General features: G+C 51.6%; 19 protein-coding genes. 9 read left to right on the top strand and 10 right to left on the bottom strand.

Going from position 1 to position 25,860, the window contains the following annotated elements; genetic code table 11:
- Positions 1–127 precede the first annotated feature (127 nt).
- The 3 genes from DYA43_RS17430 to DYA43_RS17420 all read left to right on the top strand — a co-directional run bounded on the left by DYA43_RS17430 (position 128) and on the right by DYA43_RS17420 (position 3,845).
- Positions 128–2,014 (top strand): methyl-accepting chemotaxis protein, encoded by a 1,887-nt coding sequence (locus DYA43_RS17430; RefSeq protein WP_020329605.1) that lies wholly within the window; start codon positions 128–130, stop codon positions 2,012–2,014.
- A gap of 253 nt (positions 2,015–2,267) precedes the next feature.
- Complete coding sequence (locus DYA43_RS17425; RefSeq protein WP_061056022.1) at positions 2,268–3,002, top strand: IclR family transcriptional regulator; 735 nt, start codon at positions 2,268–2,270, stop codon at positions 3,000–3,002.
- Positions 3,003–3,008: 6 nt separating this feature from the next.
- A complete protein-coding gene (locus DYA43_RS17420; RefSeq protein ID WP_061056021.1) occupies positions 3,009–3,845 on the top strand; it encodes an arginase in 837 nt (278 codons plus the stop codon).
- 46 nt (positions 3,846–3,891) lie between these two features.
- Here DYA43_RS17420 and fdhF read toward each other — a convergent pair whose 3' ends face one another.
- A complete protein-coding gene (fdhF, locus tag DYA43_RS17415) occupies positions 3,892–8,022 on the bottom strand; it encodes a formate dehydrogenase subunit alpha (RefSeq protein ID WP_061056020.1) in 4,131 nt (1,376 codons plus the stop codon).
- Positions 8,023–8,328: 306 nt separating this feature from the next.
- Between fdhF and DYA43_RS17410 the strand changes: the two genes are divergently transcribed.
- Both DYA43_RS17410 and DYA43_RS17405 read left to right on the top strand, forming a co-directional pair.
- Complete coding sequence (locus DYA43_RS17410) at positions 8,329–10,206, top strand: PhoX family protein (protein WP_055452264.1); 1,878 nt, start codon at positions 8,329–8,331, stop codon at positions 10,204–10,206.
- 181 nt (positions 10,207–10,387) lie between these two features.
- The gene (locus DYA43_RS17405; protein ID WP_061056019.1) at positions 10,388–11,134 is read left to right on the top strand and encodes a phosphatase PAP2 family protein; all 747 of its coding nucleotides are present in this window, start codon (positions 10,388–10,390) and stop codon (positions 11,132–11,134) included.
- 54 nt (positions 11,135–11,188) lie between these two features.
- On the opposite strand, the gene DYA43_RS17400 is transcribed toward DYA43_RS17405, so the two are convergent.
- From DYA43_RS17400 to DYA43_RS17390, 3 genes are all read right to left on the bottom strand, one after another.
- Complete coding sequence (locus DYA43_RS17400) at positions 11,189–11,893, bottom strand: DUF445 domain-containing protein (protein WP_061056018.1); 705 nt, start codon at positions 11,891–11,893, stop codon at positions 11,189–11,191.
- A 96-nt stretch (positions 11,894–11,989) separates the two neighbouring features.
- On the bottom strand, positions 11,990–13,843 hold the full coding sequence (locus DYA43_RS17395) for an ABC transporter ATP-binding protein (protein WP_044365293.1): 1,854 nt from the start codon (positions 13,841–13,843) through the stop codon (positions 11,990–11,992).
- A 91-nt stretch (positions 13,844–13,934) separates the two neighbouring features.
- Positions 13,935–14,195 carry a hypothetical protein gene (locus tag DYA43_RS17390; protein WP_061056017.1) on the bottom strand — a complete coding sequence of 87 codons (261 nt, stop codon included), beginning with the start codon at positions 14,193–14,195 and terminating at the stop codon, positions 13,935–13,937.
- 174 nt (positions 14,196–14,369) lie between these two features.
- Here DYA43_RS17390 and DYA43_RS17385 point away from each other — a divergent pair, with 174 nt between their 5' ends.
- Positions 14,370–15,338 (top strand): arginine deiminase-related protein, encoded by a 969-nt coding sequence (locus tag DYA43_RS17385; protein ID WP_024375324.1) that lies wholly within the window; start codon positions 14,370–14,372, stop codon positions 15,336–15,338.
- A gap of 52 nt (positions 15,339–15,390) precedes the next feature.
- Here DYA43_RS17385 and glgX read toward each other — a convergent pair whose 3' ends face one another.
- A complete protein-coding gene (glgX, locus tag DYA43_RS17380; protein ID WP_061056016.1) occupies positions 15,391–17,385 on the bottom strand; it encodes a glycogen debranching protein GlgX in 1,995 nt (664 codons plus the stop codon).
- Between the two features lie 464 nt (positions 17,386–17,849).
- On the opposite strand from glgX, the gene lamB reads away from it, so the two are divergent.
- The 3 genes from lamB to DYA43_RS17365 all read left to right on the top strand — a co-directional run bounded on the left by lamB (position 17,850) and on the right by DYA43_RS17365 (position 21,358).
- Complete coding sequence (gene lamB / locus DYA43_RS17375) at positions 17,850–19,040, top strand: maltoporin LamB (RefSeq protein WP_047461663.1); 1,191 nt, start codon at positions 17,850–17,852, stop codon at positions 19,038–19,040.
- 113 nt (positions 19,041–19,153) lie between these two features.
- Entirely contained in the window at positions 19,154–19,996 is an 843-nt protein-coding gene (locus tag DYA43_RS17370; RefSeq protein ID WP_061056015.1) for a MalM family protein, read from the top strand.
- A gap of 192 nt (positions 19,997–20,188) precedes the next feature.
- On the top strand, positions 20,189–21,358 hold the full coding sequence (locus DYA43_RS17365; RefSeq protein WP_061056014.1) for a tetratricopeptide repeat protein: 1,170 nt from the start codon (positions 20,189–20,191) through the stop codon (positions 21,356–21,358).
- 60 nt (positions 21,359–21,418) lie between these two features.
- Here the strand turns inward: DYA43_RS17365 and sstT are convergent, their stop codons facing one another.
- From sstT to DYA43_RS17340, 5 genes are all read right to left on the bottom strand, one after another.
- Positions 21,419–22,636 carry a serine/threonine transporter SstT gene (sstT, locus tag DYA43_RS17360; RefSeq protein ID WP_024375486.1) on the bottom strand — a complete coding sequence of 406 codons (1,218 nt, stop codon included), beginning with the start codon at positions 22,634–22,636 and terminating at the stop codon, positions 21,419–21,421.
- Positions 22,637–22,871: 235 nt separating this feature from the next.
- Positions 22,872–23,915, bottom strand: a complete 1,044-nt coding sequence (gene rsgA, locus DYA43_RS17355; RefSeq protein WP_032082137.1) for a ribosome small subunit-dependent GTPase A — start codon at positions 23,913–23,915, stop codon at positions 22,872–22,874.
- A gap of 300 nt (positions 23,916–24,215) precedes the next feature.
- Positions 24,216–24,656 (bottom strand): copper chaperone PCu(A)C, encoded by a 441-nt coding sequence (locus DYA43_RS17350; RefSeq protein ID WP_061056013.1) that lies wholly within the window; start codon positions 24,654–24,656, stop codon positions 24,216–24,218.
- A 4-nt stretch (positions 24,657–24,660) separates the two neighbouring features.
- Complete coding sequence (locus DYA43_RS17345) at positions 24,661–25,257, bottom strand: SCO family protein (protein ID WP_020329622.1); 597 nt, start codon at positions 25,255–25,257, stop codon at positions 24,661–24,663.
- Positions 25,254–25,682 (bottom strand): hypothetical protein, encoded by a 429-nt coding sequence (locus tag DYA43_RS17340; RefSeq protein ID WP_061056012.1) that lies wholly within the window; start codon positions 25,680–25,682, stop codon positions 25,254–25,256. The genes DYA43_RS17345 and DYA43_RS17340 overlap by 4 nt, the downstream gene beginning before the upstream one ends.
- Positions 25,683–25,860 lie beyond the last annotated feature (178 nt).

The following is a 25,860-nucleotide window of genomic DNA, read 5'->3' as shown; positions in this document are numbered from 1 at the left end:
GTACCAGCTGGTAAAAGTGATTTTCGTCGGGCAGTTCGCATTTATTTTGAGGCTAGAAATTATAATGCAGACGCCCTGAGGGCGGCTTCATCGTGAAGCAAAATTATAAAGACAATCAGGACAGGGTATGTTCAAAAATCTATCGTTAAAAAATAAGCTGGCCATTTCTGCCAGCGCTGCCATTGTGATCGGGGGAGTGCTGGTTGAAGCGCTATCATTCAATGCGTCTCTGGGACGTCTGGATATCGAGGTTGAACAACGCCTGCAAAGCGTGACCGCCTCTTACAATCAATATGTATCGGATTGGCTCGTGTCTAAACAGCGCGCGCTGACTTCTCTGACCTCGGAAGCCAAGCAGGACGCAATCGTCACGCACCTGAAACAGGTGAAGCACGCAGCGGCATTCGACAACGTGTTCCTTGCATACCCGGATGGCTCGCAGCAAAACGCCAACGGCGCGGTGTTGCCACCGGACAACAACGATCCACGTAAGTGGGGCTGGTACATCAACGCCAAAGCCAATCCGGCCAAAGTGTTTATGGATAACCCAACCGTTGCCGCGGCCACCGGGGCTAATGTGGTTTCGCTCGGTAAAGCCGTGGACTTGTACGGCCAGCAGTTGGTGCTGGGGGCCGATGTGGAAATTACCGACATTCTCAATAACATGAAACAGGTGGTGCTGCCGGGCTCCGGTTACATGTTTATCGTCAACGACAAAGGGAATATCTTTACCCATTCCAACACCAAATTGCTCAATAAAAGTGTCTCTGAGCTGGGCATTAATTTCTCAGATATTAAGAATGCTCAGCGCTCAGGCAGTGACAGTCGTATCGAGATTGATGGTGACAAATATGTGCTGTTTGCCCGAGCGATTGAAGGTACCGCACTGAGTACCGTGATTGTCATCAACTACCAGTCACTGATTTCACCGCTGTTTGATGCGCTGTGGGGCCAACTGCTGGTCACCGCCCTGGTGGTGGTGCTGTGTACCATTCTGTTCAACCTGCTGTGTAATGTGTTGTTCCGTCCGCTGAAAAACGTCTCTTATGCACTGGAGCAGATCGCCAACGGTAGCGGCGATTTAACGCAGCGTATTGTGGTGGAAAACAACGACGAAGTCGGCAAACTGGCCGATAGTTTCAACACGTTTGTCGCCAGTTTGCAGCAGTTGATTGGCCACATTCGACATCAGTCAGAGCAGTTAAGTAATCAGGCGGAACATGGCGCGCAACGTGCGAACTTGTCGGCTTCCGAACTTGGCATGCAGCAGCAAGAGATTACCATGGTGGCCACGGCGGTAACTGAAATGGCATCCGCGACACAGGAAATCGCTTCACATGCAGAGCAAACGGCTCATGCCGCTCAGGACTCCTCAACAAGCACGAATAATGGCCGCACATTGGTTCTCAATACCAAAGCGTCAATCAACAATCTGGCGAATGAAGTGAGCCAGGCCAGCGATGTCATTTCTGTTCTGAACCAACACGCACAGGATATCTCTACGGTGCTGGCGACGATTCAGGGGATTGCGGAACAGACTAACCTGCTGGCGCTCAATGCGGCGATTGAAGCTGCGCGTGCCGGTGAGCAAGGCCGAGGTTTTGCGGTGGTGGCCGATGAAGTCCGTGTGTTGTCACAGCGCACGCATACCTCGACGGAAGAGATCAAAGCGACCATTGATACGCTGCAGGAAACCACCAAACGAGCAGTGGCATTGATGTCGAGCAGCTCCACATTGGCGGCAAACTCGGTGGAAGATGCCGATAAAGCGACGCATGCGCTGGAAGAAATTAACGCGGCGGTGGCGCTGATCAGCGATATGGCGACGCAAATTGCGACTGCGGCGGAAGAGCAAACCCATGTGACCAGCGAAATCACGCAAAACATCACTGCTATCAAAGATGTGACTGAGCAGTTGGTCGAAGGCGCGGACGACAGTTTGAATCAGTCTAATGAGCTGAAACAACAGGCGTCTGAGCTGAGCGCCAAAGTAGCCACGTTCAAACTCGCCTAACTGGGTGTGAGTCTGAAAAAAGCGATGCTTCGGCGTCGCTTTTTTGTTGGGATTTTCTGCATGTTATGCCGATAAAACCACCGCTTTCTGCATAACTCTTCAACGCTTTTTTCGCCAAAAAAATTCGTTCAATTTAGCCAATTTAAGTTGTTTTCTCACTTGGTGAGAATGCAATCCTTTAATTCGAATTAAATTCTCGATATATAAGAATTCAAGTTTGAGCTGAAGCACGATAAAGGCTAAAAAAGCAGTCATGAGCGAAATAAAACAATCTGCGAATCAAGTTAACGAGAAATCACTGCAACTGCTGATGCAGGTCGCGGTGAATGACGAGCCGGTTTCGGCCAAAACATTAAGTGAACAATTGCAGGTGCCACTGAGCAGTTTGTACCGACATCTCAAACTGCTGAAAGAGTGGAACCTGATTGAAGAGAGCCCGCATGACAAAACCTTGATCATCGGTTCTGCGGCCCTTCTTCTGATGCGCAGTTACGAAACCAGCCAGCACAACCTTGATGCGGTCGATGCGGTGTTAAGCCGATTGCAAAAGCAGACTGGTGAAATGGCGGCGTACATGGTGCCAGTCGGTTACCGCGCACTGTGTGTCAGCCAGAAAGAAAGTATGCAGGCGCTTCGATGCAGCTTCGTCCAGGGTCAAAGTCAACCCCTGCTTCGTGGCGCCTCATCCAAAGTGATGTTGGCGTATATGCCTGCGCAGCGTTGTGAAAAGATTCTGCGTTATTTCGGTGAAGATCACCGAATGGAAAAATGGCAAGCCGAGCTGGAAAAAATACGCCGACACGGATATGCCGTGAGTACGTCTGAAATTGACCCTGGAGTGTCGGGGATCAGTGCTCCGGTGATGAAAGGGAGTAAGTTGATCGGTGCAATTTCGGTGATGGCTCCTGCCCATCGTGTCGAAACTCACAAACAACGGATCATTTTACATGTGTTGCAGGCCGCGCGAGCGTTGCCACCAGAAAGGTAATTCATCATGTTAAGTTTATTCAAACGCTACCGTCTGAACCGTACTGCGGTTCCACACATCTCTGCTTTTACGTTCATGACCGTGTGTGAACGTGTAAAACCGATGTCACGCGTAGAGTTTGAATTTGCTCAACAAAGTTTAGAATTCGCGTCCGACTGGCTGTATCAACAACAGTCCAATCCGAACTACGCCGATGCCGGGCATCTGGTGTTAACGGATGCGTCGGATGTTCGTTATCAGGATATTCTGAGCCGTCATCTGGCTCTGAGTTCTGTGCCGGTTGTGCTGGCGAACTGCCATGAGCTTCTGCTCAACGCACTGCCTGTACTGGCGTTGGATAATGAGGAAATTGGCATTATTCATATCGGTCATGATTTCGAACTGAAACAGACCTTAGATCCACAAGTGGGCTCCGTTTACCATTTCGCCTTGTCGCGTTTTTCCAATGCGCGTTTGTTCTGCTTAGGGGTCGATGCAGAGCGAGTGCCGAGCCAAATTTGGGAATACGCGGAAGATTTAGGGTGTGATTGGTTAACCGAGGAAGAGTGCAGTTTCCGTAATCGTAGTCAGCTTAAAAGCCAATTGAGCCACTACATTGAACACTGCGATCAACTGGTGCTCTCTGTGGATCTAGCCTCTTTAGTCCAAGGCAATGGCCTGGACGAACATAAAATTCTCGACAATCAGCTGGTGCTGCGCGCCATCCGCCAAGCGGTGATGTCCGGCAAAGTGAAAATGATTCAGCTCGTCGGTGCCAAAGACAAACTGATCTATTCCAAACAGACCAAGGAGATTGTCGACGAGTTGTGTAGCCTCTCTGCCGAAGTCACTCAAACTTACTAAAGATTGAGTGCAGTAAAAGCCACCCGATTGGGTGGCTTTTACTTTTCTAAGACCTGAACGGTATCAATGTGGTGAGCGGGGCTATTTTCTCCAGCCGCACTGCGGACACTTTAAACTCCGGAATTTTAGCGGTCGGATCGCGCGCCTCTGACGTCAGGCGGTTGGCGGGGGATTCCGCAAAATGGAATGGCACGAACACCACACCCGCTTGCATGCGCTTGGTGACAAACGCAGGCGCTTCGATTTCACCGCGTCGTGAGCAGAGGCGAACCCGCTCGCTATTGTGGATCCCGAGACGCTCTGCATCTTGCACACTGATCATGATGCGCGGTCCCGCACGCTGATCCAGACCTTGGGTCTTGCGCGTCATGGTGCCCGTGTGGAACTGCTCCAGCAGACGGCCGGTGGTCAAAATGAGCGGATAATCGTCATCCGGCAACTCTGCGGCGTATTCAAACGGGACAGCCACCATCTCGCCGCGCCCGCGTTTAAAGCTGGTTTGATGCAGAATACGCGTGCCATTAGGCGCTTGCTCATTGCACGGCCACTGCAGGCTACCTTCGCTTATGCGCTGCCAATCCATACCGGCATATTGCGGCGTGACTGAGCAGATCTCCTGTTGGATCTGCTCAACATGTTGATAATGCCAGTTGCCACCAAGCGCATTCGCAATATCTGTGATGATTCGCCAGTCTTCGCGCGCCTCTCCCGGTGGCTTAATCGCGGGTGACAGCGCCTGCACGCGGCGTTCGGTATTCGTGAAGTGGCCCTGCTTCTCTGCAAATGAGCAGGACGGCAGCACCACGTCCGCCAGTGCTGCGGTTTCCGACAGAAAAATGTCCTGCACCACGAGAAAATCGAGCGCGTTGAGTGCGTCGATGACGTGCGCCTGATGAGGATCGCTCAGCACCGGGTTTTCGCCCATCACATACAAACCGCGCAGTTGCTGGGTGGCCGCGGCATCAATCATCTCGGTCAGGGTTAACCCGGGCGTGGTGGGCAGATGATCGCACTGCCAAGCTTGCGCAAATTTGGCCTGCACCAGCGGGTTAGTGACTTTTTGATAGCCGGGGTAGTCGCCGGGCAGGGCGCCCATGTCACAGGCCCCTTGCACATTCGACTGACCACGCAGCGGGTTGATGCCCCCACCTTCCGCGCCGATGTTGCCACACAGCATTTGCAGGTTGGCAATCGAACGCACATTGTCGTGTCCGGTGGTGTGCTGGGTGATGCCCATCGCGTAATAGACGGCGGTGACGCGCGCGGTACCAATCATCTCGGCGATTTTGACCACATCGGCCGCTTTCACGCCTGTGACCAGCTCAACTTTCTCGGGCAGGTAGCGGTCGGACATCACCTCCATAATCAGCTCATCAAAACCATCGACCCGTTGGCGGAGATAAGTTTCGTCATACCAGGCGTGAATGATGATCTGCTGCATGATGCCATTGAGCAGCATCACATCGGTACCGGGGCGCTGCGCCACATACAGTGTCGCGTGATCGGCCATCTCGATGCGTTTCGGGTCGGCGACAATCAGCCGCGCGCCGTGCTGAATGGCCTGCTTGAGATGCGACGCGATGATCGGGTGGGCGGCCGTGGTATCGGAGCCGATGATAAAAATGACATCGGAGTGGGCAATGCTGGCGATGTCGTTGGTCATGGCGCCGCTGCCAAGGGACGCCTCCAATCCTGTGACCGTGGAGGCATGGCACAACCGCGCACAATGATCGACGTTGTTGGTCCCCAACTCGCGGCGCATCAGTTTCTGAAACAGGTAGTTATCCTGATTGGTCGTCTTAGCCGAGGAGAAGCCGCCCAGCGCATCACTGCCATGTACTTGTTTAATATGTTGAAAACGTTCGGCGATCAGGGCTATCGCTTCGCCCCAACTGGCGGGTTGCAATTCGCCATTGCGCCGGATTAACGGCTGAGTGAGGCGCTGTGGACTGTGAATGAAATCGAAACCAAAGCGGCCTTTGACGCACAACATGCCTTGATTGACGGGCGAGTCTTTATCGCCCTCGACGTAACGCACGCGGTTGGCTTTCTCGTCGACATACATCACTACCTTGCAGCCAACCCCGCAGTAGGTACAAACGGTTTTGACCGGCTTGAGCATTTCGACCCGAGCATGGGATTTGTCGCGTTTATCGACCAGAGCACCCGTCGGACACACCTGCACACACGCCCCGCACTGCACGCAGTTGGAGTCTCCCATCAGCTTGCCATCATGAAACATCGGCCGGCTTTGTGAGGCGGAAAAATGCAGTGCCCCGTGCACTGTTTCTTCCTGACATGTCTGCACACAGGCACCGCAGCTGATGCAGCGGTTGGCATCAAACACGATGAATTCGCTGCTCTTATCGACAGCAAAGCGCTGCTTATCGTTGCAATCCAGAGCAGATGCGCTGAGTTGATGTTCGGTGGCGTAGTCGCGTAAGCGGCAATCAGTATTCACCTGACAACCACACTCCAAACAGCGGTCAGCTTCCAGACGGGCCGCCAGTTCGCCGGGATCGATTTCCACTTCCGAGAAGTTTTTGCGTCGATACAAGCTGGGCAGATGGGGAAAGCTGATGCGCCGCCGCTTGGCTTCGAGACGATATTCACTGCGTTTGACGAGGCTGAGCGTGTCCGCTTTACGGCTGGTAAAACGCGTGGCGGTTGGAGGACACGGACCAAGCAGTAATCGTTCTGTGATGGCATCGGCGGCGCGTTTGCCGTCGGCGATGGCTTCAATCGCGGTCGCCGGGCCGCGGCGAAAGTCGCCGATGGCGTAAATATTGTCAAAGTGATGCAGCGTGTACTCATCGACCTCGGCGGTGTGTTTGCGGGACAAGGGCACGACATCAAGCTCCGCGCCAAACAGGCTGAGATCGGGAGTTTGCGATAAGGCTGAAATCACAGTATCAAACGACTGTTCACGAAACTCTCCGGTTGGTAAGGGTTGGCGACGTCCCGACTCATCCGGCTCGCCTTGCGTCATGGTTTCCAATCGAACCGCACGTACACGGCCTTGTGCATCGGCAAGGTTCTCGACCGGGCGGGTGAGAAAACAGAACTGCACACCTTCGTGTGCGGCGGCCTCAATTTCGTACTCTTCGGCTGGCATTTCATCGACGGTGCGGCGGTAGATGAGCGTGACGTTTGCCCCAAGGCGCAGCGCCGTGCGGGCACAATCTATCGCGGTATTTCCGCCGCCGATCACCGCGACCTGCTTGCCAGTAGTGAGTGTGCGTTCGGTTGCCGCATCTTTGAGGTAGTCCACCCCGAGATAGCACCCCGACAGGTCACTGCCGGGATAGTGAGCGCTAACTGCCAAACCAGCACCGATGGCGACACATACCGCGTCATACTCTTGCTGAAGCTGTTTAAGAGTGAAATCCTGGCCCACTTTCTGATTACACAGGATCTGAATGCCAGTCTGACATAGCAGGTCGATTTCCTGATCCAGTATCTGTTTGGGCAGGCGATATTCCGGAATGCCATATTGCAGCCAGCCGCCGGGTTTAGGCATGGCTTCAAATATCGCCACGGAAAAACCCGCCAGACGCAGATAGTAGCCACACGCTAACCCGCCGGGCCCTGCACCTATTATCGCAATGTGTTTGCCATTACCGAGAGGAACGATGGGGCGAAATGGCTGGGCTGCTCTGTCGACGTCTGCGGCGTGGCGTTTGAGCTGACGAATCGCCACGGGTTCATCCACCAGAGTACGGCGACATTCGGTTTCGCAAAAAGCCGGACAAACACGGCCAATCGATGCGGGTAGCGGCAGGTGGCGTTTGATCACTTCCACTGCTTTGTGGTGATCGCCCTGCGCGATGTGATGGAGGTAGCTTTGAATATCAACGTGCGCCGGGCAGGCAATTTGGCACGGAGCCTCACAATCGGCATTGTGGTCGGAGAGCAGCCGCTTCAGCGCGGATTGGCGCGCCTGATACAGTGTGTCGCTGTGGGTATGAATCACCATTTGTGGCTGTAGCATGCGCTCACAGGCTCGCACGATACCGAGCTGTTCAACCTCGACCACACACAAATCGCAATGTTGCTTGTCAGCGTGGTGGCTGGTGGCACATAAATGTGGAACGTCGATGCGGATCGACTGAAGAAATTCAAACAGGCTTTGCCCGCTCTGATACGGATAGGCAACGCCATTGACGACCACTTGCATAGATACCTCTCTGGCACGGGTTAGGTGCAACTCGACTGGCTTTGTTATGCGAATGGCAAGTGTGAAGAATACCGCTGCGTGCTTTACCTTCGCAAAGTCTGCATAAAAATTGTGGTTATTAAGGAAGTATAAATAATGCTGGCCAGCATTCCAGCGACTGATCTCCCAAATCACTGAAACAATTGTCATCATTCAGCAACACAATCTTCACTTATCAGTCATTTAATGGCGCTAAGCTCCTGAGCCATCATCAATTTGCATTGATGCAACACACAATAAAAATTACGAAAGTAAAGGAGCAAGCTCATGTGGAACCGTGATGAGAAAGATTCACAGTTTAGCGAAATGATTGAAGCGCGTTTATCGCGTCGCCGCTTCCTGGCGGGTAGTGCCGCAGTCAGTGCTGGCGCATTTCTTACTTTAAACCCGGTCGCGAAAGCGGTCGCAGCGAAACCGCAATCTTCTCTGCTGAACTTTGAGCCGGTTCCTGCGTCAACGGCGGACATGGTTGTAGTACCAAAAGGCTATAAAGCCACACCACTGATGTCTTGGGGCGACCCGATTTTCGCTGATGCACCTGCATTTGACCAAAGCGGTAAACAAGATTCACGTGCGCAGGAGCGTCAGTTTGGTGATAACACCGACGGCATGAGTTTCTTCCCTATCAGTGACGATCGCGCGGTAATGGCGATCAACAACGAATACACCAACTACGAATACCTGTTCGACCACAAAGGTGATGCGATGACGGCTGACGACGTGCGTAAAGCGCAGGCGGCGGTCGGTGTGACTGTGGTTGAAATTGTGCGCAAGAACGGCAAGTGGATGATTGATCGTGAAGGTCAGCGTAACCGCCGTATTACTGCCAATACGCCAATGGAAATCACAGGTCCTGCCGCAGGCAGCGAATGGCTGAAAACGAAGGCCGATCCAAAAGGCACACTGGCGCTGGGCACCTTCAACAACTGTTCAAACGGTCAGACGCCGTGGGGCACGTATCTGACCTGTGAAGAGAACTTTGATGATTTCTTCGGTGCGAACGAAGAGGGTTCTGTTACGGCGGACCAGAAGCGTTACGGTATCGAAGCGAAACCAAGTGATTACAAATGGCATCAGCACGATGAGCGTTTTGATGTGACGAAGAACCCGAATGAGCCAAACCGTTTTGGCTGGATCGTGGAAATCGACCCGCACAATCCGGATTCAACGCCAATGAAACGTACCGCACTGGGCCGTTTCAAACATGAAAACGCAGCATTTACGCTCAACAGCGACGGCTATGCGGTTGTGTATCTGGGTGACGACGAGCGTGGTGAGCACCTGTACCGCTTCGTATCGAAAAACCGTTACCAGAAAGGTAACGATGCCGCTAACCGTAAGCTGCTGGAAGAGGGCACGCTGTATGTCGCGAAATTCGACATGCAGGACAAAGAGCTGAAAGGTCAGGGACGCTGGATTGAACTGACGTTCGGCAAGAACGGCCTGACGCCGGAAAATGGCTTCAAAAACCAGGCTGAAGTCCTGATTTTTGCGCGTCGCGCAGCCACTCACGTGGGAGCGACAACCATGGACCGTCCTGAATGGGTTGCTATCCACCCAGACAACAAACACGTGTTCTGTACGCTGACCAACAACAAGAACCGCGGCGTGAAAGAAGGCCAGCCAGTGGGTGGTCCGAACCCACGTGCGAAGAACAACTACGGCCAAATTCTGCGCTGGATGCCAGTGCATGGCGATCACACGGCTGAGATGTTTGCCTGGGATCTGTACCTGATTGCGGGTAACCCAACGGTGCATCACGGTGACCTGTACGCGGGCAGTGACAACATCAATGCCAACAACATGTTCAACAGCCCGGATGGTCTTGGTTTCGACAATGCCGGTCGTCTGTGGATTCTGACCGACGGTAACTACTCAAACAAAGGCGATTTCGCGGGGCAGGGTAACAACCAGATGCTGTGCGGCGACCCGATTACGGGTGAAGTGCAGCGCTTCCTGACAGGTCCTGTGGCGTGTGAAATCACTGGTCTGGCGTTCTCACCGGATCACAAAACCATGTTTGTGGGTGTGCAGCACCCGGGCGAAGAAGGTGCGCCTTCGCACTTCCCGGCGGGTGGCAGTACTAAGCCACGCTCTACGGTCATGATGATCACTCGCGAAGATGGCGGCGTGATCGGCGCATAATCTGCCTTAACTCTCAGTCTTAACCTGTTCATCCCGGAAAGTTTCAAGCCACTTTCCGGGATGTTTTTTTAGGTATAAACCACCGATTTTCAAACGGATTTGAAACCAAATTGACAGATGTTTGATAGATTTTTCCTTTGATTGGATTACACTGAGCCGCTCTGCGACGAGGTGAATGCCAATGCTTTTAAAACAACGACTCCATGATCAGAAATCCGGCTTAACGTTGCTGGTGTTATTTGTGTTGATTCTGGCGCCCATTTCGGCGGCGTGCATGAGGCTGGATTTCCTGCAACTGACCAATGAGAAGCTCGCTCAGGCGTTGTCTCTGTTGACCAATAGTGCCGGTAAAGAGGGCGTTGTCTTCACGTTAATCTTACTGCTGCTCTGGACGGGCTGGGGCGTGCGTGCCAGCAAAACGGAGTGGCTGAACAAAGCCATTCAACTTGGTGTTTTACTGGTGTTGGCGATGGGGCTGAAAACAGGCATCAAAGCGCTGACTGAAAGCCCACGTCCGTACACCGAAGCCATGACTCAGGCGCTGGTGCTGCCCTCGGCGGAGCATTTTTATAAGCTGGACACTGAACAAAAACTGGCTGTAATGAATGAGATAGCGGCCAGAGTGTCGCCAACCCGCCTGGCAAACTGGAAGAAGGAAATGGACTACTCATTTCCATCGGGCCATACCGTATTTGCCACTCTGTGCTTAGTGTTTTTCGGCGGTATTTTGCTTGAGCAACAGCGCCGTATCAGCGCGGCTGTGCTGCTGATGTGGAGCTGCAGTATCGGATTTTCTCGTCTGTGGCTGGGCATGCATCGTCCGGCGGACTTGCTCGGAGCGGCGTTGCTGGTCGGGCTGCTTTATATTCTGGTGCCGAGACGTTATGCTTTTGGCACTAAGCTGCTTAGCAGGGTTCAATCCCGCTAGAATGACGATAAAAAAATGGGCCTTTGCGGCCCATTTTTTTATGTCTCAAAGTTATCAGGCAATGAATGCGGAAATCACACCGATCAGGCCACCAAAGACGCCGCCCCAAACCACCAGCCAGCCCAGATGCTCTTTGATCATCTTCTGCACCATCTCTTTGACCAGTTTCGGCGTCAGTTCACTCAGACGCTGGTCGATGATGTTCTCGATGTTGCCCTGAATTTCGCTCATCATGGCCGGAGATTCCAACTGCTCTTTCAGGGCCGATTTGACGTTTTCGCTCTGGCTCATTTCAACCACCGCTTCCTGCATTTTTTCCACAAATGGCTGTTTGAGTGGTTGCAGTGCTTCGCTGCCGCCAAACATCGCCAGCATGCCGCCAAATGAAGAGTTGCTGATCACTTCAACTAATGAGTCAAAAGTCGGATTGAAGTCCACTTTGGCAATCACAGGTTCGAGGTTGAGGGTTTTATCGCCGGCCATTTCCTGATTGAGGAATCGGTCGATGTTCGCCTCGGTGAAAAACTGTTCCATCATCAGGGTTTTGATGGCCGCTTTGAAGGCTTCAAAGCGCGCCGGAATAACGCCTGAGCCGTACAGTCCCGGCACTTTTTCAAACAACATGTGAATGGCCAGCCAGTTGGTGATGGCGCCAGAGAAGGCAAACAGGCCTGCGTAATAGGCAAAGGTGTTGTCCAGCGTATAGCCGGCACCCAGCAACGCCAGGGCCGCTAAGTTGGTGATAAGACTCTTGTTCATAGCAAAAATAGATGATGTTGATTAATGACAATGAGCGGAATTTTAAGAGAAATTACGCCAAGGGAAAAGGGCCGGAGCAACGCTCCGGCTTGAGGATCAGGCAACATTTGCCTCATTATCATCGTCACAGCCGATGAAACCACCGGTCTGGTGTGCCCACAGGTGCGCGTAGATACCGTTGTGATCGATCAGTTGCTGGTGGGTGCCTTGTTCGACGATTTGGCCTTTATCCAGCACAATGAGGCGATCCATGGCCGCGATAGTCGACAAACGGTGCGCAATCGCAATCACCGTCTTGCCCTGCATCAACTCATTCAGGCTTTCCTGAATCGCCGCTTCGACTTCTGAGTCGAGCGCGGATGTGGCTTCATCCAGCACCAGCAGAGGTGCGTCCTTCAGCAGTACGCGCGAAATCGCGATGCGCTGACGCTGGCCGCCGGAGAGTTTCACGCCGCGTTCACCCACCTGAGCGTCATAACCCACATTACCGAACGGATCAGTAAGATTTTCGATAAACTCATGGGCGTGTGCCTGTTGGGTTGCGCGCAGCAAATCGTCTTCTGATGCGGTTGGATTACTGTAGAGAATATTGTCGCGAATCGAACGATGCAGCAGTGAGGTATCCTGCGTCACCATACCAATTTCACTGCGCAGCGAGTCCTGAGTCACTGCGGAGATATCCTGCCCATCGATACGGATGCTCCCGCTTTCTACATCGTGAAAGCGCAGCAGCAGGTTAACCAGCGTCGATTTACCGGCGCCCGAGCGGCCAACCACACCAACTTTCTCACCTGGTTTGATGGTTAGGTTGAGATGATCAATCACGCCTTTGTTTTCACCGTAATGGAAACTGACATCGTCGAACTCGATGCCACCTTGCGACACTTGCAATGCTTTGGCATTCGGCTTGTCCTGAATGGCTATCGGTTTAGACAGCATGTGCATACCATCGACCACCGTGCCCATGTTTTCAAACAGGCCACCCACTTCCCACATGATCCACTTCGACATCCCGTTGATGCGCAGCGCCAGACTGATGGCAATCGCAATCGCGCCAACGGTGATCGCGCTGGTCATCCACAGATAAATCGACATCGCTGCAATGGTGAACACCAAAATGTAGTTAGAGATTTCCACCCAGATATTAAACCCGGTCACCAGGCGCATTTGGCGGTAGACCGTATCGAGAAAACCTTCCATGCCCTCTTCCGCGTATTCGGTCTCACGGCGGCTGTGAGAGAACAGTTTAACCGTGGCGATGTTGGTGTAGCTGTCTACGATGCGTCCGGTCATCAGTGAGCGGGCATCGGCCTGCTCGGCCGAGACCTTTTTCAGCTTGGGCACGAAGCGAATCTGAATCATGATGTAGGCCGCCAGCCAAAGCAGCATCGGTATCATCAGTCGCCAGTCGGCTTGTGCCAACATGACCACCATGGCAGTGAAATACACCGCGACGTAGACAAACACATCGAGGGTTTTCATTACGGTTTCGCGTACCGACAGCGCGGTTTGCATCACTTTGGTGGCAATACGGCCGGCAAACTCATCCTGATAAAACGATAAACTCTGCTTGAGCAAATAGCGGTGCGCCAGCCAGCGGATCGACATCGGGTAGTTGCCGAGCATGGTTTGGTGGATAAGCAGCGAGTAAATCGAGACCAGAATCGGCATCCCGACCAACAGCAGAAGCGACAAGCCAATGAGTGTGTGGCGGTTCTCCTCCAGAAACGTCTCCGGATTGCTGGTTGACAGCCAGTCGACCAGCTGTCCCATAAAGCCAAACAGAGAGACTTCGATGATCGCGATGGTGGTGCTGAGCAGCGCCATCACCATCAGCGGCTTTTCGTAACCTTTTGTGTAATGACGGCAGAATGCCCACAGCGTATTTGGCGGACGCTGTGGCTCGTCCTGAGGGAAAGCCTGAGTAAAGCTTTCAAACTTTTTATACATGAAGAGTCCTTATCTGTGTCCCGTTCTTTGTACGAGTTATCGCCCAGTGATGTGCAGTCGCCAGAGTCGGGGGATTGTGTACTCTCCAGCCTCATAGTTGAGTGATGGTGAAGAGCACGTCGCCCATCTCTGGTTTCATTACGACGTCTGGATTGTTATGTGTGAGTTGCAGCGAGCGGGCAAATAGCCAAACAAATATGCAACAGATTGTTCGGCCAAGTTCGGCCAGTATAACCTGAATTGATGAAAAGATGCGCATCAGGAATAACGGCGGGCGGCAGAACAGGAATATCCACTGCCCGCTTTGCTGTGCATCGATGGTGCTGGTGAATATTTCCAGAAAATGCGGCATAAAGTGCGCATATTCTGGCCTTGTTGTGAATGTGGTCAGTAAATATTTCTGCCAATTTTATAAATGTCAGTGAAAACAAAAATTCTGCGGCGCAACTATTCTCAAAATCAGTGATTTTTTGTTTAACAATATGCTTACAATTTGCCTATTCGAGTTAAGGAAACGAATCGTCAAATGTTAATGGAACAACAGCGAATTGAAGCCGAATGGCTCCGCTCTCACAGTGCAAATTGTGTGGTGATGGTGCCGCCGAAAGAGTTTAAATACAACGCCGAAACCGCCAAAGATAATGAGTTTCAGCATCAAATCGCACTCAGCGATGAACAGGTTCGGGCTCAGGCGATGCAAGAATACACCGACATGGTGGCGAACCTGCGTCGCGAAGGGGTTCAGGTCGTGGAGTTTGATTATCCACTGTCGGATGTCGAGACTCCGGATGCGGTATTTCCCAACAACTGGTTCAGTACCACGGCGGATGGTGGATTCTTTACTTTTCCGATGGCGTGCGCAAACCGCCAGCAGGAAGTTAGGCCACAAGCGTTAATAGCGGCGCTGCAACAAGCGGGTCGCCAGGTGCGCCTGCGTGACAGTCTGGTTGAATATCAGGAGCAGCGTGCGTTTCTGGAAAGCACCGGCGTGATGGTCATGGATCATGTCAATGAAACGATTTATGCCGCGTTGTCACAACGTTGTGACCGCGAAGTGCTGGAAGATTATGCACAGCGCATCGGTTATTCACGCGTTGTGTCGTTTCAAACCGTTCTGCCTTCCGGCCAGCCGATTTATCACACTAACGTGATGATGGCGGTGGGGGAGAGCTTCTGTGTGATCTGCGACGAAGTGATCCCTGAGTTTGAACGTCGCTTTGTGGTGAAATCGCTGGCGAAAGACAAGCAAGTGATCTCGATTACGCTTGAGCAGATGAACCGCTTTTGTGGCAACATTCTTCAATTGGAAAATGCGTCAGGCGACAAGCTGATTGCGATGTCTCAGTCAGCGTATGACGCGTTTACGCCCAGCCAGCGTTTGCAGCTGTCCGGTCATGGCAAACTGCTGCCATTCAATGTGAAAACCATCGAAGATATCGGGGGCGGTAGTGTGCGCTGTATGTTGGGCGAAGTGTTTCTGCCTGCGCTCAAATAGCATCACTTGTCCTGACAATAAAAAACACCGCTGATGCGGTGTTTTTTTATGCTTACGCTGTCCCTTTCAGATTGCGTGTCCGGCCTTTCTTCTTGGGCTGATAATGCATGATGGTCATCGAAACCGGCAACTGCAGCACTTCGCCTTCCGCATGCCCTGGTTGCACGTTACGCATATTGGTATCGCAAATGATGCGCCACTCCTGCCCCCGATCATTCGGCAGTTTAAAACGCGCTGGCGCATTGGTTTGGTTGATCAGATAGAGTAACTCCTGACCATCTTCACCGATGCCGATGTGTAGCGCGACTGAGCACAGACGGTTCCAGTCATCGTGTTCCATCAGACTGCCATCCACTCGGCGCCAGAAAATGCGGTTAAAGTTGCGTTCTTCACCGCTGAAAGCGCGAATAAACGGCACCATATAGGTTTGGCGCGCGGACACCATTTCCGATAACCAGTTTTTAAAATAGGTTTTGCGCTCAGACAAGCTCCAGTCTAACCAACTGATTTCGTTGTCCTGACAGTAAGCATTGTTGTTACCTTGCTGAGTATGTGAAAGCACATCCGCGGTGAGAATGTGCGGGATGCCGAACGCAAACAACAAGCTGGCCATGAAGTTGCGCTTTTGCCGTTCACGGATGGTGCGAACCACCATATTGTCCGTTTCACCTTCAACCCCGTAGTTGTCTGAACGGTTATCACCGTGCCCGTCGCGGTTCTGCTCACCGTTCGCTTCGTTGTGCTTGAGCTTGTACGACACCAGATCCTGCAAGGTAAACCCGTCATGATAGGTGATGTAGTTCACCGTCAGTTTGTACGGCCAGTTCGCCGCGCTGTAGAGATCGCGTGAACCCATCAGCCGGGTGGCAAATTCTTTCAGATATCCCTGATCGCCCCGCCAGAAGCTGCGGGTGATGTCGCGCAGTTTGTCGTTGGTTTCATTCCAGCCGAAGGGGAAATTCCCCACTTGATAGCCGTTCGGACCGATGTCCCAGGGCTCTGCAATCAGTTTGACCTGACGCAGAATTGGATCTTGTGCCACCGCTTTGAAAAAGGCGGCATCGCGGCTGAAATCGTCGCCATTACGGCCAAGTGTCGCGGCCAAATCAAAACGGAAGCCGTCGATATGATATTCGCTGACCCAGTAGCGTAATGTGTCCATCACCAGCGTAAGCGAGGGCTGATAGGAGAGGTCAAGCGTATTGCCACAGCCGGTAAAGTTGGCAAAGTGCGGACCGTGCTGCAGGTAGTAGTGCGGATCCAGCGCCTTGAGGTTGAAAATTGGCCCATCTTCACCACCTTCGGCTGTGTGGTTATACACCACATCAAGAATGACTTCGATGCCCTGCTTATGCAGTTCACGAATGGTGGTTTTGAGTTCAGTCACGGCATCGTGCCGGGCATAGCGGGGATCCGGCGCCATGAACACATAAGGGTTGTAACCCCAGTAATTCACTTTACCCATTTCAAGCAGGTGTGGCTCATGCATGCAGGCGGCAATCGGCAACAGTTGCAGCGTATTGATGTTCTGCTTGCGGTAAAAGGTCAGCATCGGCTCGCTGATGAGGCCAAGATAGGTGCCTTGCAGCCCTTTCTCTACCTCCGGATTCTGTTTGGTCACGCCTTTGACGTGCGTTTCAAACAGCACCATTTCTTCGCGTGGTCGTTCGGGCTTCGGGGTATCCTGCCAGTCAAACTGGGTATCGATGACGACGCATTTGGCCAAATCAAAACTGCTGGCAGGCTTGAACGGAACTTCGTAGGTGAGGTTCTTGTCCAACGCCTTAGCATACGGGTCGGATAAGCACAGCAAGTCATCGCCGTGCTGGACGATGAAACCGTATTTTTGCCCTGCTTTTATGCCTTCGACATAAGTGTGCTGGATACTGGCGTATTCGCTTTCCAGCGGGTGAGTTTCATAACTGCCGTCAGCGTGAAATAACGCCAACAGCAAATCCTTATTTGCCGGGGCATAAACCGCAAAATTGCATCCATTTGGATCAAGAGTTGCACCTAAAGGGTACGGGCGAGAGCAGGTCGTTTTCATCGTAAGCAGTCGTTTTTGTTATTGAGTTAGCAGTAACCACCGTTTTAAGTAAAAGGCTTTGCTGGTATTAGGTCAAGAGCCCTGTCACAAAATTTTCCATGTAATTTTCTTTCATTTTTATGACGTTATTTCGTTGAAATAGTGATCAATAATGCATTTTGTATTCCATGTCTCCGAAAGTGAGCAAGCTCCTCCCCCCAGATTACGTGATCAATGCTATAAAAACACCATGCGGTAAAAAATCTACGCCTTTCTCATCCCCCCTAAATATATCGGGGGCGGAGGAAGCCACCCCTATGCGCCTTTAGTAATCTTTTCATCAGTTGAAACGACTGGGGATTCGTCCCATCTTGCCTCTCTTTTTCGATGTGACCTCTTTTCTGCCTTTAGAGGGACCAGCAAAGGTGAGCTGAGAGATTAGAAGTAAAAATTTAAATAAGAAAAGACCCTAAATGGAGTTAACAATGAAAAAAGTAAGTGTAATTGCTGCCGCAGTTGCTGCTACTCTTGCAGCGGGCTCTGCATTCGCAGTGGACTTCAACGGTTACTTCCGCGCTGGTACTGGTATCAGTGGCAATGGTGAAGGTGACTACAAATTCATGGTAAACCGAATCGGTCGTCTAGGTAACGAAAACGACAACTACTACGAGTTCGGTTTCTCTCAAGAGCTGAAAACTGGCGAGCAAACCTGGAAAGTGGATTCCATGCTGGCGAAAGGTGACGACGGTAAATCTGGTTGGGAATCTGACAACGCAGTAAACGTCGCTCAGTTCAACGTTCAAGCTAAAGGCCTGTTCGCTTCAGACCCAGACGCGGTAATGTGGGCGGGTAAACGCTACTACCAACGTAAAGATATCCACATCACTGACTTTTACTTCCTGAACACTTCTGGTACTGGTGGTGGTATCGAAAACGTTTCTCTGGGCAACCAAAAGCTGTCTGTGGCGCTGATGCAAGATGGCGAAACGGATGCTTCAGCGGGCTACATCTTTGATGCACGTCTGGCGAACATCCCACTGTGGAATAACGCTTCTCTGGAACTGGCTGTTGCGTACAACTTCGCAACAGAAAAAGATTCTCAGAATGAAGCCGCAGATGACGGCGTGATGACCAGTGCGATTCTGCACCAAGGTCTGAGCAACGGCTTCAACCAAACTGTATTCCAGGTTGGTACAGCGGGTTACGGTAACCAAGTAGCGAACTTCGGTTCTGGTGCATGGTATTCTCGTGGTACTTCTGAGTACAACGATGCAGTGGGTTACCGCCTAATCAACTGGGGTGTGGTTAAATTTGGCGAGAAATGGGAAATGGGTCACCAGGTTTCATTCCACCACGGTGAAGATATCTCTAACGGCGAAGGCACATCTGACATCTTTACTGCTGTAGTTCGCCCAATGTACAAATGGAATGACACCATGCGTACTATCGGTGAAGCTGGCTACTCTTACGGTGAAGAGAAGATCTCTGGCACCACAACTAAGACTGGCGGTAGCAAGTTTACTGTAGCTCAGGCATGGGCAATGGGTGACAGCTTCTGGTCTCGTCCTGAGCTGCGCGTATACGGTTCATACATCACTGATGACGAAGGCACCACGTTCGGCGACAAAGGCGATTCAGACTTTGTTGTAGGTGTTCAAGTCGAAGCTTGGTGGTAATCTGCCACTAAGTCCTAGAAAAATTTAAGTCCATATTCAAATAGCCGACTTAGGTCGGCTATTTTTTTAAGGGTTTATGAGAGCCTTTAAAAAAATAAAAACAGGAGAAGAGTATGTATCTTCGAGCATTACTTTTGGGCGGATGTATCGCGCTGACAGGCTGCCAGTCAGCAACGGTGGTTGAACAACCACAATCAACCTCTGCGCAAGCATTCAGTGTAATCTCCCAGCTTCAAGCGACCAAAGTTAAATTCCCCAGTACCACCAAAATTTCGATCACTCCGTCGACTCAGTATCTGCGCAATGAACAGATTTCGAGCCCGGTTGCGGTATTTGAAATCCCGGCTAACCGCGGCCAGATGTCGCTGACGATCACCAGTGAAATTAAAGATTCGGTGTTTTTCCCACATGTGATGATCACCGACCAACAAGGCAAAGTCGTGGAAAGCTACGACGACTCAGTGTTTGAATACCGCAAGCCGCGCCTGAACTTGGGTAACCGTCTGGTTGCGGAGCTGGATTTCTACCCGCCTCAGGGGTATCAGAATCTGTATGTGGTCGTCTACACCAAGGAGTCGGATCTCAAAGACGTGACTTACGTGGCGCATCCGGGACGTATTGACGCCGAAGCGCGTGGCAACTACATGCCAGAGCTGAAAGACATTGCGGTCCCACACAGTCTGACAGGAACGCTGGAACTGGATGTTGCGGGCCCGGGTCTGCTCGGTTTCACCCGCTTAGAATCGCCAGCCAACGCAACTTCCAGCGATCAGGCGAAGGCACAAATCGTGGTGCAGCCTGATACTCAGGCGTACTACTTCTCGACCATCGAAAAGGCGGTGGAAGCGAACGATATCCCTAAAGCGCTGAGCCTGCTGGATGAAGCGAAAGCACTGGGTATTGAAGGTGCGCAAGAAGTGTTTGTCAAAGCGGTGAACCGCAAATCGGCGCAATAAACTCGGTGAGTGCGCGGCCTGAAACGCGCGACTGACCACAATTCTCATTGCTATTTACTTTGCTAGTACCGCACTTCGTCTGGAGTGCGGTACTATTGTTTTTATCGGAACACACTGTAACGCCACGCTGGAATTAAGTTTTTGCTTCTCGCGCCGATACAGTACCAAAGACTGAGTTAAGAACATTATTAGATGAATACCATTGGGATTGCGATTGGCGCGACGGGCCTGTCACTGATATTGATATTTGTGTGGATGATTTCGCTGTCTATTCGCAAAAAGCGTCTGGAAGCGGAAAAGAAAGCCCGTGAGGAAGCCTATCGTAAAGCGCTGGAACGTCAGCGTGACGAGGAGCGCAAAGAACGTCTGTATAAGGCCGAATCTGGTCATGTTCCTACCATGTTGTATCTGGCGAAAGAAGCGGAACGCTCCAACTTGCGCGAAGCGCTGTTCTGGTATGAAAAGGCCGCACACAACGAAAACATCACCGGTATGTACGGTATTGTCCGCATTTGCCAGCGCATCCGTGATGACTACATCCTCAAAGAAAAAGCCAAGTTCTGGCAAAACTACATTCGTGGTCAGGAAGGCGATCTGGGGGCTAAATATGAAACCGGCCGAGCGCTGGTGCATGGCCGTGGCGTCGAAGTGGATGTGTCAAAAGGCATTGCTATGATTCAGGACGCAGCTGAAGATCAGTACATTGATGCGATTCTGTTTATGGGCGACTGGTGTGTATCAAAAGACAACATCGCCCCTGCGCCGGGTGATTCCACCTACTGGTATTCAAAAGCAGCCAAACTCAACAGCCTGGAAGGGATGATGAAACTCGGTATCAACTACATCAAAGGTATCGGCATTGCAGCAGACTTTCAGAAAGGGGTTTACTGGTTAGAGCGTGCCAGTGAAAAAGGGCACGCCGAAGCCATGTATCATGCTGGTCAAGCCTGGATTGATCGCGGTGCAAACGGCAATGCCATCGCTTATATCTGGCTGTTTCTGTCCGCCTTTTTTGGTTACGAGCCAGCGAAATCGCTGCGCGATCAGGTGGGTGGCCGTATTGGTGTGGATTCTGTGGTTGGCCTGCAATCGCTGTCCAAACCGCTGCAGAAGAAAATCAGCTCAGGTACGGTTAGCAAGCATTCTATCATTCGTGCTCTGAACAAACTGTATAAACGCGGGATTCCGGTGCCGAAGAAAGGCGAAGCGATGGATGATGAGGGCATTGCGGACAATGTAAGTGACACGCTGCTTGATGAACTAGATGGTTCGCTGTTTGATGACACCTCCGCAGCGGAGACTCCCGCAGAAGAGCAGCCTTCGGCGCTGAACTTCTCTCAGACGTCGATGGATAAATTCTGAGAATCGCGACAATAAAAAAAGCCCCGACTGGTCGGGGCTTTTTACAATCTGTGTAACAGATTAAGCAGAAGGTTTGTGTTCTGACTGGCAAACGGCTGCCGTGAAAACTACGTCTGTTGAGCTGTTCAGAGCAGTTTCTGCTGAGTCCTGAATCACGCCAATGATAAAGCCTACCGCAACAACCTGCATCGCCACATCGTTTGAGATACCGAACAGGCCACAAGCCAGTGGAATCAGCAGCAGTGAACCACCCGCAACGCCTGATGCGCCACAAGCCGAGACCGCAGCCACCACGCTCAGTAGCAGCGCCGTCATCAGGTCAACCTCAATACCCATGGTGTGTACCGCAGCCAGAGTCAGTACTGTGATGGTAATTGCTGCACCAGCCATGTTGATGGTTGCGCCTAGTGGAATCGATACTGAGTAAGTATCTTCATCCAGTTTCAGCTTTTCACACAGTGCCATGTTCACGGGAATGTTGGCTGCACTTGAACGGGTAAAGAACGCGGTGACACCACTTTCACGCAGACATTGGAATACCAGCGGGTATGGGTTAGCGCGGGTTTTTACGTACACAATCAGCGGGTTTACCACCAGTGCGATGATCGCCATTGCGCCCAGCAGTACTGCCAGCAGCTGTGCATAGCCAGCCAGCGCGCCAAAACCAGTCGTTGCAAAGGTAGACGCCACCAGACCGAAGATACCAAATGGGGCCAGACGGATGATGAAGCGCACGATTTGCGACACGCCGTGGCTCAGATCTTCGAAAACCGCTTTGGTGGTTGCCGATGCATGGTGCAGTGCCAGACCGAGGCCGACAGCCCAAGCCAGGATGCCGATGTAGTTGGCTGACATCAGTGCGTTGACTGGGTTATCCACCAATTTGAACAGCAGTGTTTGCAGAACTTCCGTAATGCCTTGAGGAGGAGTTGCACCTTCCGCGCCAGCAACCAGTGTCAATGTGGTTGGGAACATGAAGCTCAGAACCACTGCTGTCAGTGCCGCGGTAAAAGTGCCGAAAAGGTATAGCACGACGATAGGACGCATGTAGGTGTGTTGGTTTTTCTTTTGGTTGGCGATAGATGCGGCAACCAGAATAAAGACCAGAATGGGTGCTACGGCTTTCAGAGCACCGACGAAAAGGCTTCCGAGTAGCCCTGCACTTTGCGCAGTATCCGGAGCGGCAACGGCCAGCACGACACCAAAAATGATACCTGCCAGAATTTGCAGCACGAGGTTACCACGAGCAAAACGGGCAAAAATGTTGTTGCTTTGCATAGTTATCCCTGCGATGAATATATGGTTTGATTTGTAGTTATTTCAGTGGATACCACTGAAGGTAGCCAATATTAACGTCACGGGATAATGTGTCTAGGATTAATTGATAGTTAGAACAAAAAATTACCAATCATGTTGAAATGCAACACATTTTAGGTTGTTTGTTAATTATTTGTAGATGTTTGGTTGAAAGCAGAGGGTGAAATTTCACCCTCTGTTGTGTGGTCATCAGGCTTTATGGTTGTTTGATGACGTTCTGTGCATTACGTACCATTTTGCTGAAGCGCCGATGTCTGGCGTGGCGTTCGGCGATGGTTTCACTGTTATATAGCTGTTCTGCAAGTAATTTCTGGTAATTCTTCAATCGTCTCGCATCCAGCTCCCCGCTCTCTACGGCGCGATTCACCGCGCAGCCTGGCTCCGATTGATGGCGACAATCACTGAAGCGACATTGCTGCGCCAGCGACTCCACATCAGCAAACGTTTGTGCAACACCGTGTTCACAATCGGCGATTTGCAGTTCACGCATTCCCGGTGTGTCGAGCAATAAAGCGCCGCTTGGCATCGGCAACAGGAAGCGGGCCGTTGTCGTATGACGTCCTTTACTGTCTTGCTCGCGAATGCCTCCGGTCTCTTGAACCTGCTCACCCATCAGTGTGTTGACCAACGTCGATTTCCCTACGCCGGACGAGCCCATCACCGCGATAGTGCGGCCGATTTTGCACCACGAGTGCAGCACCTGACAGCTTTCATTATTGAGCGCGTTGATGGTTTCAACACTCAATAAGGGGCTGAGATCTTGCACCTGACGGCGTTTGTCTTCCGCGTCATCGCACAGATCGGCTTTGGACAACACGATGACAGGCTCGACCTGAGCTTCTCGCGCCAGCGCCAGATAACGTTCGATGCGACTGAGATTGAAGTCCTGATTGAGAGACGAAACGATGAAGACAGTATCGACGTTTGCCGCAATCAACTGCTCATAGGCGCGATTGCCTGCTGCTTTGCGGCTGAACAGAGATTGTCTATCCAATAGGCGCACAAACTGCTGGCTGTGATCGATAACAATCCAGTCTCCGACAGTCATCGCGGGTAATTTGGCGTGAATGTCGAGATGAAATTCTCCCTGTTCGCTCCAACAGACGTAGCCACTGCGATGGTGCGCAGCAACTCGGGCCAGAGCGTTGTGCTCCATGTCTTCTAAGCTAAGCTGTTGTTGAAATACAGGTCGCCACCCTAACTGTGGCAGTGAGAGAGTGTGTGTATCTGTTAAACTCATTGGTTTACCCCAGACATGCGTAATCACGCTGTCTTGAACGCATTAAAATATGGCTAGGGTCTAAATTGTGTGATGTGACCCCGGTTGAGAACACCGGGCAATTCTAGGGAAGGAAAGGTGAAATTTTGGGTTATGCTTTCTTCACTGAATTTGCGCGGTGGTGAGTAAGTACAATCATAAAATCCTCCAGAGATTAGTTTTTTGTTAATGCGGTTTCATAATAGCAGAAGAGGTGGATTTGCCCACCTCTTTTTGCCGGATCGAGTCACATTCGCCACTCGATATGTACAAACTGAGTGATCAGTGTTGCATGCCTTTCATGACCTTTTTCACCGGCGCTGTAAACGAGACTTGCTCGCCATCTTTAAACGTCAGTTGAACATCGATCTGTGTGCCTTCCTGAAAAGGCATTTTGAGATCAAACAGCATGATGTGGAAACTGCCAGGTTTCAGCTCCAGAGTGCCGTTGGCCGGAATAGTGAACGCCTCGACCTGACGCATCTTCATCACGTCACCCTCTTTGATAACGTCGTGCAGTTCAACTTTGCCTGCCGCTGGAGTGGAAGCTGCCACGATAAAGCGATCGTGGTCGCTGTTGTTCACCAGTTCCGCAAACACCGCGCTGGTCGGGGCATTGGGTGGTGTTGCGCGAGCATACGGATGATGGGCCATGATGTCCGTTTGGGCATAACTGAATGGACTGAGCATCAATCCTGCTAACCACAGAGCCTTCAATTTCATTTCACTATCCTTCTGATGAATTTATTGTTTTTTTAATCGCATCCACGATCGGTGCGGGGTTTTGGGTATGCGGTACTTTGGTGATCAAGGTACCGTCTGGCTTAAGAAAATAGAAATAGGAGCTATGGTCCAAGGTGTATTTCAGTTCTGAATTCGGCAATTCCGTTTTTCTGAAAATCACCCCGTAGCGGTGGGCCAGCGCAGTTGTTACGTCCAGCGGTGCGGACATACCTTCAATCATCGGATGAAAATAGTGGGCGTATGTGGCTGATGCCTCTGCGTTGTCGCGCTCAGGATCCAATGAAACAAACATCGGGCGCAGGTGGCTCAGCGTTTTTTCATCCAGTTCATTTAACGCCCCTGCCAGCATGGCGAGTGAGGTCGGGCAAACATCCGGGCAGCGGGTAAAACCAAAATAGATAATGCGAATGCGATCGTCTTTGGGATCGAAAATATTCACCGCTTTATTGTCGGCTCCGAACAGAGTGACCGTCTGTGGGTCCTGCGAGGCAGAAAGTTGGTTTTGTGAATCCCAATACGTTTTCGCTCCAAATCCCAAGGCAAACGCCACCACCAAAATCAACGACCAATTCTTACTCATCTTTGCATCCTTATTGCGGGATAAACTGTTTTATTCCCATCCGTCAATGTTCCGACCCACGTCATGCTGTCGGTGGTGCAAACCGGCAACATCAAATCTGCGGCGTAATGCCCGTTGGCTGAGCGTTTCAGAACAAACTTCGCCTGTCCCATGTCCATCTCTAATCCTTCCAGCGTCAGCAGCAGTGTATCGGCCTTGCTGTCTGGCCATTGAACATCAAGTGGGGTGGCAACCAATGGATGAGCCGTATCTTGTGCCAGCGTCATACTGACACCATTCTGCTCACACGCTTGGCTGGACAGGTGGCAGTAACTATTAAGAGCTCTGGCTGGCGCTGGGTTCTGAAAATAGTGGACAATATCATTGACGAAGAACCCCGCCAGTAAAGCGATAACCACAACAACAAATCGAACGACTCTGCGCATATTCCTTCCTGATAGCCTATCCGTTGCGTGAAATAAGGTAGCACTGCGACATTTCATGAGATGAGCAGGGGCTGCCGGCCGGCAACGGAGAAAGGAGAATGGTAGCATAGGTCACTTTAACTGGCTGGAAAGGAAGGAGAAAACTGTGCTGGCAGTCAAGCAAACAAAAAAGGCGGCC

Source organism: Vibrio fluvialis, assembly GCF_900460245.1.
GTDB lineage: Bacteria > Pseudomonadota > Gammaproteobacteria > Enterobacterales > Vibrionaceae > Vibrio > Vibrio fluvialis.
Note: the sequence above shows the minus strand (reverse complement) of the source record. Positions and strands in the feature narration are given on the sequence as shown.